The organism is Nonomuraea sp. NPDC048826, assembly GCF_043198225.1.
Classification (GTDB): Bacteria; Actinomycetota; Actinomycetes; order Streptosporangiales; family Streptosporangiaceae; genus Nonomuraea.
This window is the reverse complement of sequence record NZ_JBICUQ010000005.1, coordinates 108,523-125,349: the sequence shown is the minus strand read 5'-3', so window position 1 is coordinate 125,349 and position 16,827 is coordinate 108,523. Positions and strand designations below refer to the sequence as shown.

The 16,827-nt window shown below is 72.0% G+C and carries 13 protein-coding genes and 1 riboswitch; of the genes, 5 read left to right on the top strand and 8 right to left on the bottom strand.

The window, feature by feature from the left end:
- Nucleotides 1-87: 87 nt before the first annotated feature.
- Nucleotides 88-762, bottom strand: coding sequence for a CHAP domain-containing protein (locus ACGFI7_RS18940; RefSeq protein ID WP_393405938.1), 675 nt, complete (start codon nt 760-762; stop codon nt 88-90).
- A 13-nt stretch (nt 763-775) separates the two neighbouring features.
- Nucleotides 776-915, bottom strand: a riboswitch (cyclic di-AMP (ydaO/yuaA leader).
- A gap of 335 nt (nt 916-1,250) precedes the next feature.
- On the opposite strand from ACGFI7_RS18940, the gene glgB reads away from it, so the two are divergent.
- From glgB to sppA, 4 genes are all read left to right on the top strand, one after another.
- A complete protein-coding gene (gene glgB / locus ACGFI7_RS18935; protein WP_393405936.1) occupies nt 1,251-3,401 on the top strand; it encodes a 1,4-alpha-glucan branching protein GlgB in 2,151 nt (716 codons plus the stop codon).
- 98 nt (nt 3,402-3,499) lie between these two features.
- Nucleotides 3,500-5,419, top strand: coding sequence for a S8 family serine peptidase (locus ACGFI7_RS18930; RefSeq protein WP_393405934.1), 1,920 nt, complete (start codon nt 3,500-3,502; stop codon nt 5,417-5,419).
- Nucleotides 5,420-5,504: 85 nt separating this feature from the next.
- Complete coding sequence (locus ACGFI7_RS18925) at nt 5,505-6,884, top strand: S8 family serine peptidase (protein ID WP_393405932.1); 1,380 nt, start codon at nt 5,505-5,507, stop codon at nt 6,882-6,884.
- Between the two features lie 62 nt (nt 6,885-6,946).
- Complete coding sequence (gene sppA / locus ACGFI7_RS18920; protein ID WP_393405930.1) at nt 6,947-8,644, top strand: signal peptide peptidase SppA; 1,698 nt, start codon at nt 6,947-6,949, stop codon at nt 8,642-8,644.
- On the opposite strand, the gene ACGFI7_RS18915 is transcribed toward sppA, so the two are convergent.
- From ACGFI7_RS18915 to ACGFI7_RS18895, 5 genes are read right to left on the bottom strand one after another with little or no spacing between them, the layout of a single operon-like run.
- The gene (locus ACGFI7_RS18915; protein WP_393405928.1) at nt 8,641-9,123 is read right to left on the bottom strand and encodes a flavin reductase family protein; all 483 of its coding nucleotides are present in this window, start codon (nt 9,121-9,123) and stop codon (nt 8,641-8,643) included. The two genes, sppA and ACGFI7_RS18915, sit on opposite strands and share 4 nt — an antisense overlap.
- Nucleotides 9,124-9,166: 43 nt before the next feature.
- Nucleotides 9,167-10,081: an ABC transporter substrate-binding protein gene (locus ACGFI7_RS18910; RefSeq protein ID WP_393405926.1), complete on the bottom strand. Its 915-nt coding sequence runs from the start codon at nt 10,079-10,081 to the stop codon at nt 9,167-9,169.
- 15 nt (nt 10,082-10,096) lie between these two features.
- Nucleotides 10,097-10,789, bottom strand: a complete 693-nt coding sequence (locus ACGFI7_RS18905) for an ABC transporter permease (RefSeq protein ID WP_393405925.1) — start codon at nt 10,787-10,789, stop codon at nt 10,097-10,099.
- Nucleotides 10,786-11,460: an ABC transporter permease gene (locus tag ACGFI7_RS18900; protein ID WP_393405924.1), complete on the bottom strand. Its 675-nt coding sequence runs from the start codon at nt 11,458-11,460 to the stop codon at nt 10,786-10,788. Before ACGFI7_RS18900 ends, ACGFI7_RS18905 begins: the two co-directional genes overlap by 4 nt.
- Nucleotides 11,453-12,511 (bottom strand): ABC transporter ATP-binding protein, encoded by a 1,059-nt coding sequence (locus tag ACGFI7_RS18895; protein ID WP_393405922.1) that lies wholly within the window; start codon nt 12,509-12,511, stop codon nt 11,453-11,455. The genes ACGFI7_RS18900 and ACGFI7_RS18895 overlap by 8 nt, the downstream gene beginning before the upstream one ends.
- A gap of 268 nt (nt 12,512-12,779) precedes the next feature.
- Between ACGFI7_RS18895 and ACGFI7_RS18890 the strand changes: the two genes are divergently transcribed.
- Nucleotides 12,780-14,459, top strand: a complete 1,680-nt coding sequence (locus tag ACGFI7_RS18890; protein WP_393405920.1) for a hypothetical protein — start codon at nt 12,780-12,782, stop codon at nt 14,457-14,459.
- A gap of 10 nt (nt 14,460-14,469) precedes the next feature.
- Here the strand turns inward: ACGFI7_RS18890 and ACGFI7_RS18885 are convergent, their stop codons facing one another.
- A complete protein-coding gene (locus ACGFI7_RS18885; RefSeq protein WP_393405919.1) occupies nt 14,470-15,624 on the bottom strand; it encodes an acyl-CoA dehydrogenase family protein in 1,155 nt (384 codons plus the stop codon).
- A complete protein-coding gene (locus tag ACGFI7_RS18880) occupies nt 15,624-16,688 on the bottom strand; it encodes an acyl-CoA dehydrogenase family protein (RefSeq protein ID WP_393405917.1) in 1,065 nt (354 codons plus the stop codon). The genes ACGFI7_RS18885 and ACGFI7_RS18880 overlap by 1 nt, the downstream gene beginning before the upstream one ends.
- Between the last annotated feature and the right edge of the window lie 139 nt (nt 16,689-16,827).

The following is a 16,827-nucleotide window of genomic DNA, read 5'->3' as shown; positions in this document are numbered from 1 at the left end:
TCCGGGGCCCATCCGTGATCGTCCCGCGACACACGACGATCCGGCCAGGAAGTCCTGACCGGATCGGCGGAGTGAGGTGTGGTCGGCTCAGGCGGCGTTGTACTCGGGGTAGCCGTAGCCGGTCACGTGGCCCTTGGGCCGGACCCGCTCCTCGACCTTGCCGTTGCCGGTGTTGCCCTCGATCGTGGTGATCGTGCCGTCGCCGTTGTCCTTCTTGACCAGGCCGACGTGGTCGATCGAGCTGATGCTCTTGCTGCCGCCCCAGTCGAAGAAGACGACGCTGCCGGGCTTGGCCTCGCCGCCCCAGCGGCCGTTGTTCGCGAACCACTGGGCGTAGGTCACGGTGTAGGCGTCCCAGCCCACCGTGGAGCGGGCGCCGACCTGCTCGCCGACCCAGGACACGAACATCGCGCACCAGGGGGCGTTGGCGTACATCGCGGGCGTGCCGCCGCCGTCACGGGCCAGGGTCTCGGCCGCGCGCGGGGAGGACATGTACCACTGGTGGAACTTGGTGCCGCCACCGGTCGCGTCCTCGGACACGCCGATCTGGGACTCGGCCACCCGCAGGAGGGTCTGCGCGCTGACGGGCTTGGCCTGGGTCCGCTGCTGCTGGGCGGCGGCCTGCGGCTCGGCCGGGGTGGTGGTGGCGGAGGCGGCGGTCGCGGCGGCTCCGGTGAACGCCAGGCCCAGCGCCAGCGTGGCGCCGACGGCCAGACGGGAGGCGGTCGTGGGGATGCGGTCGATCAGATGCTGTGCGGCCATGCTCTCGGATTGCTCCTTGCTTCCATGCCGCCTACCGGGTTAGCTGTCGGGTTCGGGCGTGGAAGTGCCCTACGGTCGAATACGACCGATTCACCCCAGATGGAAAGGTGGGTCCCCGGTTCCGCCCGACGGCGGATTCGGCGGCCGCGCCGTGCTCCTGCACGGAGGGCGCGGTCTCGGCAATACATCGGCAACGCGCGAGGGCTTTACCTGAAAGCGCTGGTCAAGCGCGTGCCATCGATGTACTCGAAGGTAATCGGCGAGCAAGGGGCAAGGCAAGTGCCCTACCGGCCCGCACGACGCGATCCCCGATCCCATAGGGGATCCCGGACCGATTTTTTACCTTGGGACGCAGCCCGGACGGGGTGGGCACCCACGGCTTCTCCTCCCGATAAACCCAAGATTCCGCACATTCGGTGATTGGCGTGGTGAATGCGGGCAGTGCCAGAGATGGACGGTCGCCATAGGGCAGTGTGGGGAGTATGCCGATGAGGACAGAGCTCGACCGCCTCGCGGGCGGGGCGCATCACGATCCGCATTCCGTGCTGGGTGCCCACCCGGGCGCGGGCGGGGTGACCTTCCGTGTGCTGCGCCCGCTCGCCGAACAGGTCCGCGTGGTGCTGGAGGACGGCACCGCGCACGATCTGAAGCACGTGGCCCACGGCGTGTTCGAGACCACGGTCGCCGGTTTGGACAAGGTTCCCGCGTACACCGTGAGCGTGCGCTACCCCGGCGGTGACGCGCACGAGGCGCGCGACCCGTACCGGCACTGGCCCACGCTGGGCGAGGTGGACCTGCACCTGATCGGCGAGGGGCGGCACGAGCGGCTCTGGGAGGTCCTCGGCGCCCGCGTGATGGAGCACCAGGACGTGCGGGGCACGGCGTTCGCCGTCTGGGCGCCCAACGCCCGCGGCATCCGCGTGATCGGCGACTTCAACCACTGGGACGGCACCGCCCACCCGATGCGCTCGCTGGGGCGCTCGGGCGTGTGGGAGCTGTTCGTCCCCGGCATCGACGCCGGCGAACGCTACAAGTACCAGGTGCTGGGCGCCGACGGCGTGTGGCGCGACAAGGCCGACCCGATGGCGCGCAGGACCGAGCTGCCGCCGCAGACCGCCTCGGTCGTCGAGCGGTCCGACCACGTCTGGCAGGACGAGGAGTGGATGGCCCAGCGGCAGGACAGGCAGCCGCGCAACGCCCCGGTGAGCATCTACGAGGTGCACCTGGGCTCGTGGCGGCCCGGCCTGTCCTACCTGGAGCTGGCCGACCAGCTCTCCGAGTACGTCGCCGACCTGGGCTTCACCCACGTGGAGCTGCTGCCGGTGGCCGAGCACCCGTTCGGCGGGTCGTGGGGCTACCAGGTGACCTCCTACTACGCGCCGACCGCCCGGTTCGGCAGCCCCGACGAGTTCCGCGTGTTCGTGGACCGGATGCACCAGAAGGGCATCGGGGTGCTGCTCGACTGGGTGCCCGCGCACTTCCCGATGGACGACTGGGCGCTGGCCCGCTTCGACGGCACCCCGCTCTACGAGCACGCCGACCCGGCGAGGGGCGAGCACCCCGACTGGGGCACCTACGTGTTCGACTTCGGCCGCCGCGAGGTGCGCAACTTCCTGGTCGCCAACGCCGTCTACTGGCTCAAGGAGTTCCACATCGACGGCCTGCGGGTGGACGCGGTGGCCTCGATGCTCTACCTGGACTACTCGCGGCGCGAGGGCGAGTGGACGCCCAACGTCTACGGCGGCCGGGAGAACCTCGACGCGGTCGAGTTCCTCAAGGAGATGAACTCCGTCTGCTATCGCGAGGCGCCCGGCATCATGACCGTGGCCGAGGAGTCGACCGCCTGGCCGGGGGTGTCGCGGCCGGTGCACCTGGGCGGGCTCGGCTTCGGCTTCAAGTGGAACATGGGCTGGATGCACGACACGCTGGAGTACCTCCGGCACGAGCCGATCTTCCGGCAGTACCACCATCACCAGATGACGTTCTCGCTCATCTACGCGTACTCGGAGAACTACGTCCTGCCGCTCTCCCATGACGAGGTGGTGCACGGCAAGGGCTCGCTCATGGGCAAGATGCCCGGCGACGAGTGGCAGCGCTTCGCCCAGCTGCGCGCGCTGCTGGCGTTCATGTGGGCGCATCCGGGCAAGCAGCTGCTGTTCATGGGCGGCGAGTTCGGCCAGGGCTCGGAGTGGTCGGAGGAGCGCGGGCTCGACTGGTGGGTGCTGGAGTTCGACGGCCATCAAGGCGTGCAGAAGCTCGTACGCGACCTCAACCGGTTCTACAAGCAGACCCCGGCGCTCTGGGAGCAGGACACGCGGCCCGAGGGCTTCCGGTGGATCGACGCCGACGACGCGCCGGGCAACACGTTCTCGTTCGTCCGCTACGCCAAGGACGGGTCCGCGGTGGCGTGCGTGGTCAACTTCAGCGGCGCGGCGCACGAGAACTACCGGCTCGGTCTCCCGTACGCGGGTCAGTGGACGGAAGCGGTCAACACCGACGCCTACGAGTACTGGGGCAGCGGCGTGGGCAATCTGGGCTCGGTGGAGGCGGTCGAGCAGGCGTGGCACGGCCTGCCGTACTCCACGACGCTGCGGGTGCCGCCGCTGGGGGCGGTCTGGCTGACCTCTCCGGCTTCCTGACAGACGGCTGAAAGTCTGGTGAGAAAGGGGCGGCAGGGCCTGTGCCGTTCTGACATATCGCCTTAAACTCCGAGATCATGTCTCTTCGGAGGAAGCCGGTGCGACTTCGCCCCCTGATCGCCGCCGCGGTCATGCTGGCGCTGCTTCCCGCGGCGCCCGCGTTCGCCGACGATCCCACGCCGACACCGTCCCCCAGCGCCACCGCGAGCCCCGAAGAGAAGGTCGAGGAAGGGTTAGCCGTCGACGGCGGCACCGTGCGCGCCATCGTCGAGCTGACCGACCCCGCCGAGCACGCCCCGGTCGCGGGCAAGGCCGCGGCCGACGACGTGCAGGTGCTGTTACAGCCGCAGTCGCAGCCGTTCATGGTGGTCGAGGGCACGGCCGAGGAACTGGCCGCGCTCGCCGAGGACCCGCGGGTGACCTCCATCCACCGCGACCGGGCCTACCCGCCCGCCCTGGCCTCCAGCATCAAGCAGATCGGGGCCGACCAGGCGCACGCCGCCGGCCACACCGGGGCCGGGCAGAACATCGCGATCCTGGACACCGGCGTCGACCTGGACCACCCGTTCCTGGGCAATCGGGTGGTGGCCGAGGCCTGCTTCTCGGCCGTGGACACCGGCGTCGAGTCGCTCTGCCCCAACGGCCAGACCAGCCAGGTCGGAGCCGGCGCGGCCGACGCCACCACCGCCAAGTGCCTGCTCGACGGGACCAACCTGTGCGACCACGGCACCCACGTGGCCGGCATCGCCGCCGGCACCGGCGGCGTGGCGCCCGGCGCGGGGATCATCGCGGTGCAGGTGTTCAGCCGGGTCAACGACGAGGACCTGTGCGGGGCGGCCGCCTGTCTGCTCGCGTACGAGTCGTCGCTGCGGCTGGCCCTGGACCACGTGGCCTCCCTCACCGAGCCCGTCGCCGCGGTCAACCTGAGCCTGGGCGGCATGCCGTACGAGACCACCTGCGACGACAGCGAGGAGGGCCAGGTCTTCAAGCCGAAGATCGACGCCCTGCTGGCCAAGGGCACCGCCACCGTGGTCGCGGCCGGCAACGAGTACTTCGAGGGCGCCTCGTTCCCCGCCTGCATCAGCTCCGCGGTCGCCGTCGGCGCGAACGACGACGGCGACGCCATCGCCGACTTCTCCAACCAGGGCGCGCTGCTCGACCTGTTCGCGCCCGGCGTGGACATCGAGTCGTCGGTGCCGGACAACCAGACGACCACCTACAGCGGCACCTCGATGGCCACCCCGCACGTCGCGGGCGCGCTGGCGGTGCTGAAGGCGCAGTCGCCCGGGACGCCGATGCCGGAGCTGATCGCCAAGCTCGTCGCCACCGGCAGGCCGTACGTCTACCAGGCCAACGGCGCCGAGGTGCGCACCCCCCGGCTGGACGTGGCGGCGGCGGTGACCGGCAGCGGCCCGCAGCCGGAGATCAGCCAGAGCCCGCCGTCCGCACCGGACCCGACGGATCCCGGCCCCACCGACCCCGAGCCGGACCCGACGGAGAGCGGCCCGGCCCCGGAGCCCGGCCCGACCGAGAGCGGCCCGAGCCCCGAGCCGGACGCGCCGTCGGACGACCCGACCCCGGTGCCGCTGCCGACGATCACCGTCACGGTCACGATCACCGTCACCCCCACCCCGGCCGCCAAGGCGGCGCCGGTCTGCACCCGGGGCACCGCGGCCGAGCGGCTGACCGTCAAGCAGTGGGCCAAGGAGATCCACCGCGGCAGCGGCACGATGAGCGACGAGACGCTCACCTGCTACCTGAAGCTGGTGGGCAAGGCCAGCAAGGTCTTCCCCGAGCTGACCAAGGCCTCGTCGCTGGGCAAGGCGTACCGGGTGCTCAAGAACACCAAGAAGGCCAAGGGCAAGCTCGACAGCGCGCTGCTCGCCGGCTGGCTCAACTGGGCGCACGGCGTGAACGGCACCAAGACCCTCGGCTCGGCCGAGAAGGTGCGGCTGTCCAAGAAGTCGACGGGCGCCGCGCTCAAGAAGGCCGCCGCCAAGGTGATCAAATCCCGGTAAAGGGCTGGAAAACCGAGGCGTCGGGGACGACACGGATGGGGAGCAATCCGCCGTGTCGTCCCTTTGACGCCCTCGGAGGAAACCAGTGGGATCCCGCTCCGCGCTCGCCTGCGCGCTCGCCCTGACCACGGTGGTGGCCGCCGCGCCCGCCGGCCACGCCGGCACCCCGGGCGGCGTCCACGGGGGCGACGGACCCACGGTCGGCAAGGGCCTGGCCAGCCAGATCCGCTCCGAGGAGAAGGTCCGCTCCATCGTCGAACTGCGGCCCGGTCAGCCGGTGAGCAGCGTCGCCACGGACGTCGAACGGGCCTCGGCGGGGGCCAGGGTGCTGGAGGCGTCGGCCTCGGCGCACTTCTTCGTCGCCGAGGTCGACGCCGCCACCCTCGCCGAGCTGCGCAAGGACCCCCGGGTCAAGGCCGTGTACGCGGACCAGCTCAGCGTGCCGTTCCTGGCCGAGAGCACCAGGGTGATCGGCTCGGACGCGGCCAACCGGGCGGGCTGGACCGGCCGCGGCGCCACGGTCGCGGTGCTGGACATGGGCATCGACGGCGACCATCCCTTTCTGGCCGGCCGCATCGTGGACCAGGCCTGCTTCTCCACCACCGACGCGAGCACCGGGGCCGTCTCCCTGTGCCCGAGCGGCCGGGACGACCAGGCCGGCCGCGGCGCGGCGGACAGCCGGGTCGCGCGCTGCCTGGCGCGCGGCGTCAACCAGTGCGGCCACGGCAGCCACGTGGCCGGCATCGCGGCCGGCCGGTTCGCGCCCGGCGCGCCCGGCGACGGGGTGGCCCCTGGGGCGGGGATCCTGCCCATCCAGGTCTTCAGCCGGCTCGACTCCGCCACCAGCTGCACCCGGGTCGGCCGCCAGGCGCCCTGCTTCGTCAGCTACACCTCCGACCAGAAGCTGGCGCTGGAGTACGTCACCCGCATGGCCAGGACCTACAACGTGGCCTCGGTGAACATGAGCTTCGGCGGAGGCGGCCCGCACGAGACGCACTGCGACGCCGACCCCGAGTCTGCGGCGCTCAAGAGCCAGTTCGACGCGCTGCTGGACCTGGGCGTCGCGCCCGTGGTCGCGGCCGGCAACGGGGGCGCCGGCAACGGCGTCTCGGCACCGGCCTGCATCTCCAGCGCCGTCACCGTGGGCGCCACCGACAACGCCGACGAGATCGCCGCGTTCTCCAACCGGGGGCCGCTGCTCGACCTGTTCGCGCCGGGCGTGGCGATCACGTCCTCGGTGCCGGACGACGCCTACGCCACGATGAGCGGCACGTCGATGTCCACGCCGCACGTGGCGGGCGCGTTCGCGGTGATGAAGCAGGCGTTCCCGACGCTCGACGCGGTGCAGATCCTGCAGCGGCTGCGGGCGACCGGCCGGTCGATCGTCTACAGCGCCGACGCGCGCCGGCTCGGCACCCCGCGCCTCGCCGTGGGCCGCGCGACCGCCCCGAGCGCGGCGCGCTGAGCTGTCCCCACTTGGCAGGAGTTGGACACACGCGTCCGGGTCGCGCCGCTTAGGGTGGCTCTATGGACGCAGGCAAGGCGATCATCGACACCGTCGAGAAGTACCGGCAGCGACGCACCGCCCCGCTCGTGCTGGAGCTCGACCTCACCGAGGGGCTGACCGAGGGGCCGCCTGCCGACCCGCTGGCCGCCCTGTTGTCCATGCGCAAGCCCCGCCTGTCCGACGTGCTGGCCGGGCTCAAGCGGGCCCGGCAGGACTCCCGGGTCAAGGCGCTGATCGTGAAGATCGGCGGCAACCCGATCGGGCTCGCGACCGTCCAGGAGCTGCGCCAGGCCGTCATCCAGTTCCGCGCCTCCGGCAAACAGACCGTGGCCTACGCCGAGACGTTCGGCGAGTTCGGCGCCGGCACCGTCCCCTACTTCCTGGCCAGCGCCTTCGAGCGGGTCTACCTGCAGCCCAGCGGTGACGTCGGGCTGACCGGCGTGGTCCTGGAGCAGCGCTTCCTGAAGAACGCGCTGGGCAAGCTCGGCGTCGACTACCAGGTCGGCCAGCGCCACGAATACAAGACCGCGGCCAACACCTTCACCCAGGACCACATGACCGAGCCGCACCGCGAGTCGATGGCCCGCATCGTCGAGTCGGTGACCGAGCAGCTCGTCGCCGGCATCGCCGACGGCCGCAGGCTCGACCCGGGCAAGGTGCGCGAGCTGATCGACCGCGGCCCGTTCATCGGCGCCGAGGCGCTGGAGGCCGGCCTGGTCGACGGCCTCGCCTACCGCGACGAGGTGTACGAAGAGGTCAAGCGGTCCGCGGGGGCGGACACGCATCTGCAGTATGTGTCCCGCTACCAGCGGGCGTCGGCCGTCAAGAAGCTGCCCCACCCGGGCGCCGACAGCGTCGCGCTCGTCCACGGCAGCGGCCCGATCCGCACCGGCCGCAGCGGCCGCAGCCCGCTCGGCGGGAGCGGCGCGATGGGCTCCGACACGATCAGCGCCGCGCTGCGCGCCGCCCGCCGCGACGAGCACGTCAAGGCCGTGGTGTTCCGGGTCGACAGCCCCGGCGGCTCGTACGTGGCCTCCGACACGGTCTGGCGCGAGGTGGTGCTGACGCGCAAGGTCAAGCCGGTGATCGTGTCGATGGGCGACGTGGCGGCCTCCGGCGGCTACTTCGTCGCCATGGCCGCCGACGTGATCGTGGCCCAGCCGGGCACGCTCACCGGGTCGATCGGCGTGCTCGGCGGCAAGCCGGTGCTGTCGGAGCTGATGGCGAAGCTCGGCGTCGACACCGAGCAGGTCGCCGAGGGTGCGAACGCGGGCATGTTCTCCACCACCCGCGGCTTCTCGCCGGAGCAGTGGGAGCGGGTCAACGCCTGGCTGGACCGCATCTACGACGACTTCGTGGGCAAGGTGGCCCAGGCCCGCGACCTGAGCCGCGAGCGGGCCCACGAGCTGGCCCGCGGCCGGGTGTGGACCGGCGCCGACGCCCGCGCGAGCGGCCTGGTCGACGAGCTGGGCGGCCTGGAGGACGCGCTGGCGCTGGCCAGGAAGCGGGTCGGCCTGGCGCAGGACGCCCCGGTCCGGATGTACCCGAAGCTCAATCCGCTGGAGCGGCTGCGCGGCCCCGAGTCGAGCGAGGACAAGGCCGCGGCGCTGGCCAGGGTGCGCCTGGACGCCTGGGGTCCGCTGGCCCGGCTCTCCGCCGAGCTCGGCCTCCCGGCGACCGGCCCGCTGGCGCTCCCGGCCTGGTATCAGATCCGCTAGCCGCTCACCGAGCGGTAACGCCCGCGCAGGCGGACCAGGGGTCGCAGGCCCGGGGTGACGTAGTCGACGGTCAGCACCCGGGCCACGAACAAGGTGTGGTCGCCCGCCGGCACCACCTGCGCGGTCTCCGCCTCCAGCGCCGCGACGCCGCCGTCGAGCACGAGCGCGCCGGAGTAGGCGCCGCGGTGGTGCGGGGCGCCGGCCACGAGGTGGCGGGCGCTCGGCCGGCCGGCGGCGGCGAACCTGCTGGCCATCGCCGCCTGCCCGGACGACAGCAGGGAGCACGCCCAGCGGTCGCGGCGCAGCAGCACCTCGCTGAGGTAGCCCCGGCTGCCCAGGCTGACGAGCACCAGCGGCGGGTCGATCGACACCGACATCAGGGCGGAGACGGTGACGCCCACGTCGTCGCGGTCGTCGCGCACGGTGACGACCGACACGCCCGCCGCGAGCTGCCCCATCGCGTCGGTGAACTCGCTCACCGACGGGCCCCCCGGCGCGCGGGGGGCCCGTCGGCGGCGCGGGTCAGCCGAGACCGTTCGACGTCAGCCATTCCTTGGCCACCGTGGCGGGCTCGTCCTTGTTGACGGCGATCTTCTGCATCATCTCGAGCAGCGAGTCCGTCGTCAGCTTGGCGGAGATGCCGTTGAGCGTCGTGCGGACCGTGTCGTCCACCGCGGCCTTGTTGACCAGCGGGGTGACGTTCTGGGCGGGGAAGATGTTCTTGGTGTCCTCGAGCGGGACCAGGTCGTTGGCGGTCATCTTCGGGTCGGTGCTGAAGACGTTGCCCACCTGGATGGAGCCGTCCTTGATGGCGTCGGCCGTCGTCGGGCCGGTCGGCTTCCACTCCTTGAACTCGATCCCGTACACGTCCTTGAAGGGCTTCTCCCAGCGGCTCTTGAACTCCGGCGGGCCGCCCACGACCATGTCCTTCGACACCTTGGCCAGGTCTTCCATGGTGGCGGTGGTCTGCGCGGTCTCCTTGGTGACCGAGAGCGTGTCCTTGTCCTCGGCCGGCGAGGAGTCGAGCACCTCCAGCTCCGGCGGCAGCTTCTCCTTCAGCGCGGCGTTGACGTCGTCGGCGGTCGCCGCGGTGGACTCCTTGTCGACGTAGGCGAGCAGGTTGCCGTTGTACTCGGGCACGACGGTCAGCCCGCCGCTCTTCACCTGGTCGTAGACGACCTCGCGGCTGCCGATCCTGGGCTTCTCCTCGACCTGCACGCCCTTGGCCTCCAGCGCCTGGGCGTAGATCGACGCGAGCAGCACGCTCTCGTCGAAGTCGAACGACCCGATCACGACCGTCCCCCCGCCGGAAGCCGAACCGCTCGGCGCGGCGGACGTGGTCTGCAGCGGGTTGTCCCCTCCGCCGCCACCACCACAGCCGGCCAGCGCGAGCGCCGCGGACAGAAGCACCGCCGCGGTGCCGAACATGCGTCTCATCAGTTGTTTCCCCTTCTAGCGGGAGGTTGCACCACTGTCACGTACCCTCAGTCGCCGGCTCACGCCCGGGGAGACGGTGACCCGCTGCACCAGCGTGAAACCGACCTGCACCACGAGCGCGAACAGCACAATCAACACAGAACCCCCGAACACGCTCGCGTAATCCTGTGTCGCGAAACCGTCGATGACGAACCTGCCGAGCCCGCCCAGGCCGGTGTACGCGGCGACCGTCGTGGTCGCGACCACCTGGATGGCCGACAGCCGCAGCCCCAGCAGGATCAGCGGCAGCGCCACCGGCACCAGCACCTTCCCGAGCACCTGCCCGCCGCGCAGCCCCATCCCGTAGGCGGCGTCGCGCAGCTCGGGGTCGACCCCCCTGATCCCCTCGAAGGTGTTGACCAGGATGGGCGGCACGGCCAGCAGCACCAGCGGGATGATCACCGGCCAGATCGACGTGGTGCCCAGCAGCAGCACGAACAGCACCAGCGCGCCCAGCGTGGGGATCGCCCTGGCCAGGTTGGCGGAGACCACCACGACCAGGCCGCCCCGGCCGGTGTGGCCGATCAGCAGGCCGAGCGGCACCGCGACCAGCGCGGCCAGGGCCAGCGCCAGGGCGGCGAACTCCAGGTGCTCCAGCAGCCGCATCGGGATCCCGTACGGCCCGGACCAGTTGGCCGGATCGCCGAAGAAGTCGAACAGCCAGGTCACGACGCCCTCCTCGCCCGTTCCCAGGGGGTGAGCAGCCGCTGCGCGAGCACCAGCAGCCCGTCGGCGACCAGCGCCAGCAGCACGATGAGCCCGATGCCGACCACGACCGGGGGCACGAACGGGTTCTGGTAGGCGCGGGTGAACAGCATGCCCAGCCCGCCCTGACCGATCAGCGCGCCGACGCTGACCAGGCTGATGCTGGAGACGGCCACCACCCGCAGCCCGGCGATCACGACCGGCACCGCGATCGGCAGCTCCACCTGCACCAGCCGGCGCAGCGGCGTGAAGCCCATGGCCACGGCCGACTGGCGGACGTGATCGGGCACCGCGCCGATCCCGTCGACCACGGCCGGGATGAGCACGGCCATCGCGTAGAAGGTCAGCGGGATGATCACCGTGACCGGCGACAGCCCGGTGACCGAGATCAGCATCATGAACAGCGGCAGCGACGGCAGCGCGTAGAGCACGTTGAACACGGCCGCCGTGGGCTGGTAGAGCCACCGCCACCGGATGCAGGCCAGCCCGAGCGGCAGGGCCAGCGCCAGGCCCACGACGATCGGCACCAGCGACATCAGCAGGTGGTCGCCGAGCAGGTCCTTGATGCTGCCGCTCCGCCCGGTGTCCCAGTTGCGTGCGGTCCACTCCCAGAGCGAGGGAGGCCCGTCACCCATGGACGGCCTCCGTCAGGGCCTCGTCGAGCGCCTGCCGGGTGGCCACCCCGACCACCTTGTCGTGCTCGTCCACCGCCACCGCGTGGCCCGACGGCGACAGCAGGGCGGCGTCCAGCGCCGCGCGCATGGAGTCGCGGCCGGGCCGGAAGGTGCCCGCGGGCTCCAGCGCGCCGGGCTTGGCGCGCGACAGCCAGCCGGCCGGGCGTCCTTCGGCGGTGACCGCGAGCAGCCAGGGCTCGTCGCCGTTCCGGCCTGAGCCCTCCCGCACGGTCAGGTCGGTGCGCAGCCGCAGCCCGTCGGTGGGGACGAACTGCAGGCGGCGGATCCCCCGGTCGCGGCCGAGGAACTCGCGCACGAAGTCGTCGGCCGGCTCCGTCAGCAGCGTCCGGGGATCGGCGAGCTGCGCCAGCTTGCCGCCCACGCGCAGCACCGCCACCTGGTCGCCCAGCTTGATCGCCTCGTCGATGTCGTGGGTGACGAACACGATGGTCTTGTTGAGCTCGGCCTGGAGCCTGATCAGCTCGTCCTGCAAGCTCGTGCGCACCACCGGGTCGACCGCGCTGAACGGCTCGTCCATGAGCAGCACGGGCGGGTCGGCCGCCAGCGCCCTGGCCACCCCGACCCGCTGCTGCTGCCCGCCGGACAGCTGGAACGGGTAGCGCTCGGCCAGCGCGGGGTCCAGGCCGACCCGCTCCAGCAGGTCCATGGCCCGGCCGCGGGCCCGCTTGCGGTTCCAGCCCAGCAGGTAAGGGACGGTGGCGACGTTGTCGACGACCTTGCGGTGCGGGAACAGACCGGCCTGCTGGATCACGTAGCCGATGCCGCGGCGCAGCACGGGAGGGTCGACGCTCTGCACCGGAGCGCCGTCGAGCAGGATCCGGCCCTCGCTGGGGTCGATCATCCGGTTGATCATCCGCAGCGACGTCGTCTTGCCGCACCCGGAAGGGCCGACCAGCACGGTGATCTCTCCCGTGCGCGCCTCAAGGCTCAAGCCGTCCACCGCGACGGTGCCGTCCGGGTAGCGCTTGGTGACAGCGTCGAAAGTGATCACGCGCGACCTCCCGCATCGAGCAGGGCCGCGACCCCCTGCCACGACCGCCACATGATCTCTTGAACCCACAGACTACGGCGATCCATCCCCATCTGGGCATCGAGTCCGAACTGAACCGCTTCACTGACCTGCGATTCCCCAGGAATTCCCGCCCCGGTAGTGCGCTCGACTTGGGATTGTTGGCATGATTACCTCCACAATCTCCAGACTCACCGGCGCACCCCCCTCCCCCCAGCGTCCGCCTTTGTCAGTAAGAGGAACCGGTACCGTGACACACCCGCTCACCGGTCAGCGCTCCCGTCGCGAGCAGATCGCCGAGCTCTACGACAGTCACGCCGCCGGGCTGTTCGTCTACTGTGCCGATCAGCTCGGCGACCCCGGCTCGACGGCCGACGTCCTGGTGTCCGTCCTCACCAGCGCGCCGGAGGATTCTCCGCGAGCCGCCCTGTACGCGTTCGCCCGCCGGGAGATCCACCGGCGCGACGTGGTCTACGCGCCGCCCGTGGTCGACCCGCTCGTCGACCCGGCCTCCGCGCTGGTCGAGCGGATCCTGCGCGAGCTGCGGCCGCAGCAGCGCGAGGTGCTCGTGCTCGGCCACGTCTGCGGGCTCGACCTGGCCGAGCTGGCCTGGGTGCTCGACGTGGCGCCCGACACGGCGGAGGAGCTGGTGCTCAGCGCGGCCCACCGGTTCCGTCAGATCCTCAACATGGCGCTGGACGCGAGCGAGGGCCGCATCCCGAAGCCGGTGGCCGACGTCTACGGCGCGCTGTCCGTGGCGCCGCTGCGCGACGTGCTCGGGCGCCTGCCGTGGCCGGAGCCGCCCGGGACGCTCCGCATCCACCTGGCGGGCTCCAGCACTGCCAATCCCGCACCGCTGTTCGTCAAGCCGCGCTGGCCCGTGCCGCCGGCCTGGCCGCAGCCGCTCGGCGAGGCCGACCCGGCGACCACGACCGGGCTCTTCCCCCGCGACCTGCTGACCCCGCCCTCGTCGTCCCGCGTCCCGGCCCACGACGCGACCACGGCCCCGATGCCGAAGTACCGCGACGCGGTGCGCGAGGGCCCGGCCCGCCTGACGGGCTTCCCCGGTGCGTCGTCCCTCGCGCCCTTCCCCGGCGCCCGCCCCGGCCCGTCGTCCTTCGCGCCTTTCCCGGGTTCGCGCCCCGGCCCGTCGTCATCGCCCTTCCCGGACCCGCGGCCCGGCCCGTCGTCCCCAGCACCCTTCCCGGACCCGCGGCAGGGGCCGTCGGCCCTCGCGCCCGTCAAGCCGGAGCGGCCCGCTGTTCCTGAGCCTCCGGCCGCGTCGTCGCCTTTCGAGGCCTTCCGCCCGCGCCGGGCCGCGCAGGCCGGGCCTGAGCGGCCGACGCCGCGGGGTGCGAAGCCGGGCATGGGCGAGCCGCTGTCCGCGCCCGCGTTCCTGACCGGCGGCGACCTGCTCGACGACGCGGCCGGCGCCCCGCCGGCGTCACCGGCCGCCGACCCGCCGGCCACCGGCGACTTCCTCGTCCACCAGGGCCAGGTCCGCGAGGCGGGGCCGCTGTTCGTGCCGCGCACCCCGCCCAAGGAGCCGGTCTACCGCATGCCCGTGGCCCCGGCCGCCGAGCCCGTGGTCCCGGCGCCCCGCCCGGCCGACTCACCGACCTCCCCCACGGCCGCCCCTCTCTCGGACGTCTCCCGTACGGACGTCTCCCGTACGGACGAACCCCGTACGGAAGAGGCCCGGAAGCCGGTGGCCGCACCCGATCCGCTGCTGACGAAGCCGCGGCCCGTGCGCAAGCCGCCGGCCCGCAAGCCGCCGCAGAAGGGCCGCAAGCCGCACCCCGCCAAGGGCAGGAAGAAGAAGCGCCGCAACCGTCACCACGACTGGGCCTGGGAGCTGATCGGCTTCCTGATCTGCGTGGCGATCGCGATGATCGTGTTCTTCTCGGTCCCGATGATCATCAAGCCGTAGCCGCCTTCGGTCAGCGCGGCGGTCTGGGCAGGCTCAGGCCGAGCATGGTGATCAGCTCGCGCTGCACCTCGTTGACGCCGCCGCCGAAGGTGAGCACCAGGCCGCCCTTGACGCCCCGGTCGGTCACCTCGATCAGCTCGGCCGTCTCCGGGTCGGCCGGGTCGCCGTGGCGGGCCAGGATCTCGCCGATCAGCCGGCCCGCCTCCTGCATCCGCTCCGAGGCGTAGACCTTGGTGGCGGAGGCGTCGGGCGCGCCCAGCCAGCCGAGGTCCATGTTCGCCGCGACCTGCCAGTTCAGCAGCTCGTTCGTACGGAAGAAGGCCCGGACGCGGCCCAGCGCGCGGCGGACGTCCGGCTGGTCGGCCACGCCCGTCCGGCGGGCCCAGGCGAGCAGGCGGTCGTAGAGCTGGCCCAGGTTGCCGGCGGGGCCGAGTGTGACGCGCTCGTGGTTGAGCTGGTTGACGATCAGGTCCCAGCCCTTGCCCACCTCGCCGACCACCATGTCGGCCGGGACGCGGACGTCGGCGTAGTAGGTGGCGTTCGTGTGGTGGCGGCCGTCCATGGTGGTGATCGGCGTCCAGGAGAAGCCGGGGTCGTCCGTCGAGACGATCATCATGGTGATGCCCCGGTGCTTCTTCGCCTCCGGGTCGGTGCGGGCGGCGAGCCAGATGTACTGGGCGTAGTGGGCGCCGCTGGTGAAGATCTTCTGGCCGTTCACCACGTAGTGGTCGCCGTCGAGCACCGCCGTGGTGCGCAGCGAGGCGAGGTCGGTGCCCGCCTCGGGCTCGGTGTAGCCGATCGCGAAGTGGCACTCCCCCGCCAGGATGCTCGGCAGGAACCGCTCCTTCTGCTCGCGCGTCCCGTACTGCATGATCGTCGGCGCGACGGTCTGGACGGAGATGAGCGGGTATGGGACGCCGGCGCGGGCGATCTCGTTGGCGAAGATCTGCTGCTCGATGGGGCCGAGACCGGCGCCGCCGAACTCTTCGGGCCAGCCGAGGCCGAGTCTGCCGTCGCGGCCGAGCCGGCGGCAGTGCGCCATGTACGCCTCGCCGAACGGGTCCTCGGCGATCTTCGCGCGCTCCTCGGGGGTCAGGCAGGCGGTGAAGTACGCGCGCAGTTCGTCCTGGAGCCGGCGCTGGTCGGGGGTCAGGTCGATGTGCATCAGGCGAGCGCTCCGATCAGGTCGAGCTGCGCGTCGGCGCCGCCGAGCAGGTGCGCCAGGTGCTTGGCGTGCGCGAAGTAGCGGTGCAGCGGGTACGTCACGTCCAGCCCGAGTCCGCCGTGCAGGTGCTGGCAGGTGTAGAGCGCACGGGCCGCCTCGCTCGCGTGATAGCCGGCCAGCGCCAGGTCCTCCTCGGCGGGCAGGCCCGCGGCCAGCCGCCAGGTCCCGGACCACATGGCGACGTCGAGCGCCCGCGCCGCGATGTAGACGTCGGCGACCTGTGTGGTCACGGCCTGGAACTCGGCCAGCGCCCGGCCGAACTGCCTGCGGGTCTTCAGGTGCTCGGTGGTCAGCCGCAGCGCCCCGGCGAGCACTCCGGACGCCTGCGCGGTCACGGCCGCGGTGTAGAGGTGGCGCACCGCGGTGACCGCCTCGGGTCCGGCCACCCGTTCGGCGGGGGCGTCCTCGAACGCGACCGAGGCCATGACCTCCCCGGTCGAGGCGAACTCCGCCGTCGTCGTGACCCCTGGCGCGGCGTGCTCGGCGATCCCCGGCGCGCGGACCAGGAACAGCCCTTCGTCGGCGGTGACCAGCAGCTCGCCGCCGGGGTAGGCGACGCCGCACTTGCGCCCTGTCAGCCGCCAGACATCGGACGCCCGCCCGGCGGTCGTGGCGGGCGGGTCGGCGAGCGACCTGCCCGGCTCCCTGATGGCGACTGTGGACACGGCGGCGCCGTTCAGCCGCTCGTGGTGTTCCGGTGCGCCGTACCGGCTCGCGGCCAGCGTGCTCACCAGCGTGGCCGCCAGCGGACCCGGCGCCGCCCGCATGCCCGCCTCGCGCAGCACCACCGCCATCTCGACCGGCCCCAGCCCCGCGCCGCCCGCGTGCTCCGGCACGCAGATCGCGGTCAGGCCGGCCTCGCGCAGCGCCTGCCACAACCCCTGGTCGTACGGTGCGCCGCCGCGTTCGTGCGCCTCCAGCCGCTCCTGGCTCGCCTCCTTGGCCAGCAGGCCGGCGGTCAGGTCGCGCAGGGCTTCCTGGGTCTCGTCAAGGCCGAAGTCCATCCGCGCCTCCACCAAGCGCTCGGTCAACCGAATCGCAAACTAGAACAGATTCCAATATCTGTCTAGTGCGAGTTAATCCGAATAATCCTCGAAATAGCCACGAAACGGCGAGGACATGCACTGATAGGCCTTCTTTGTG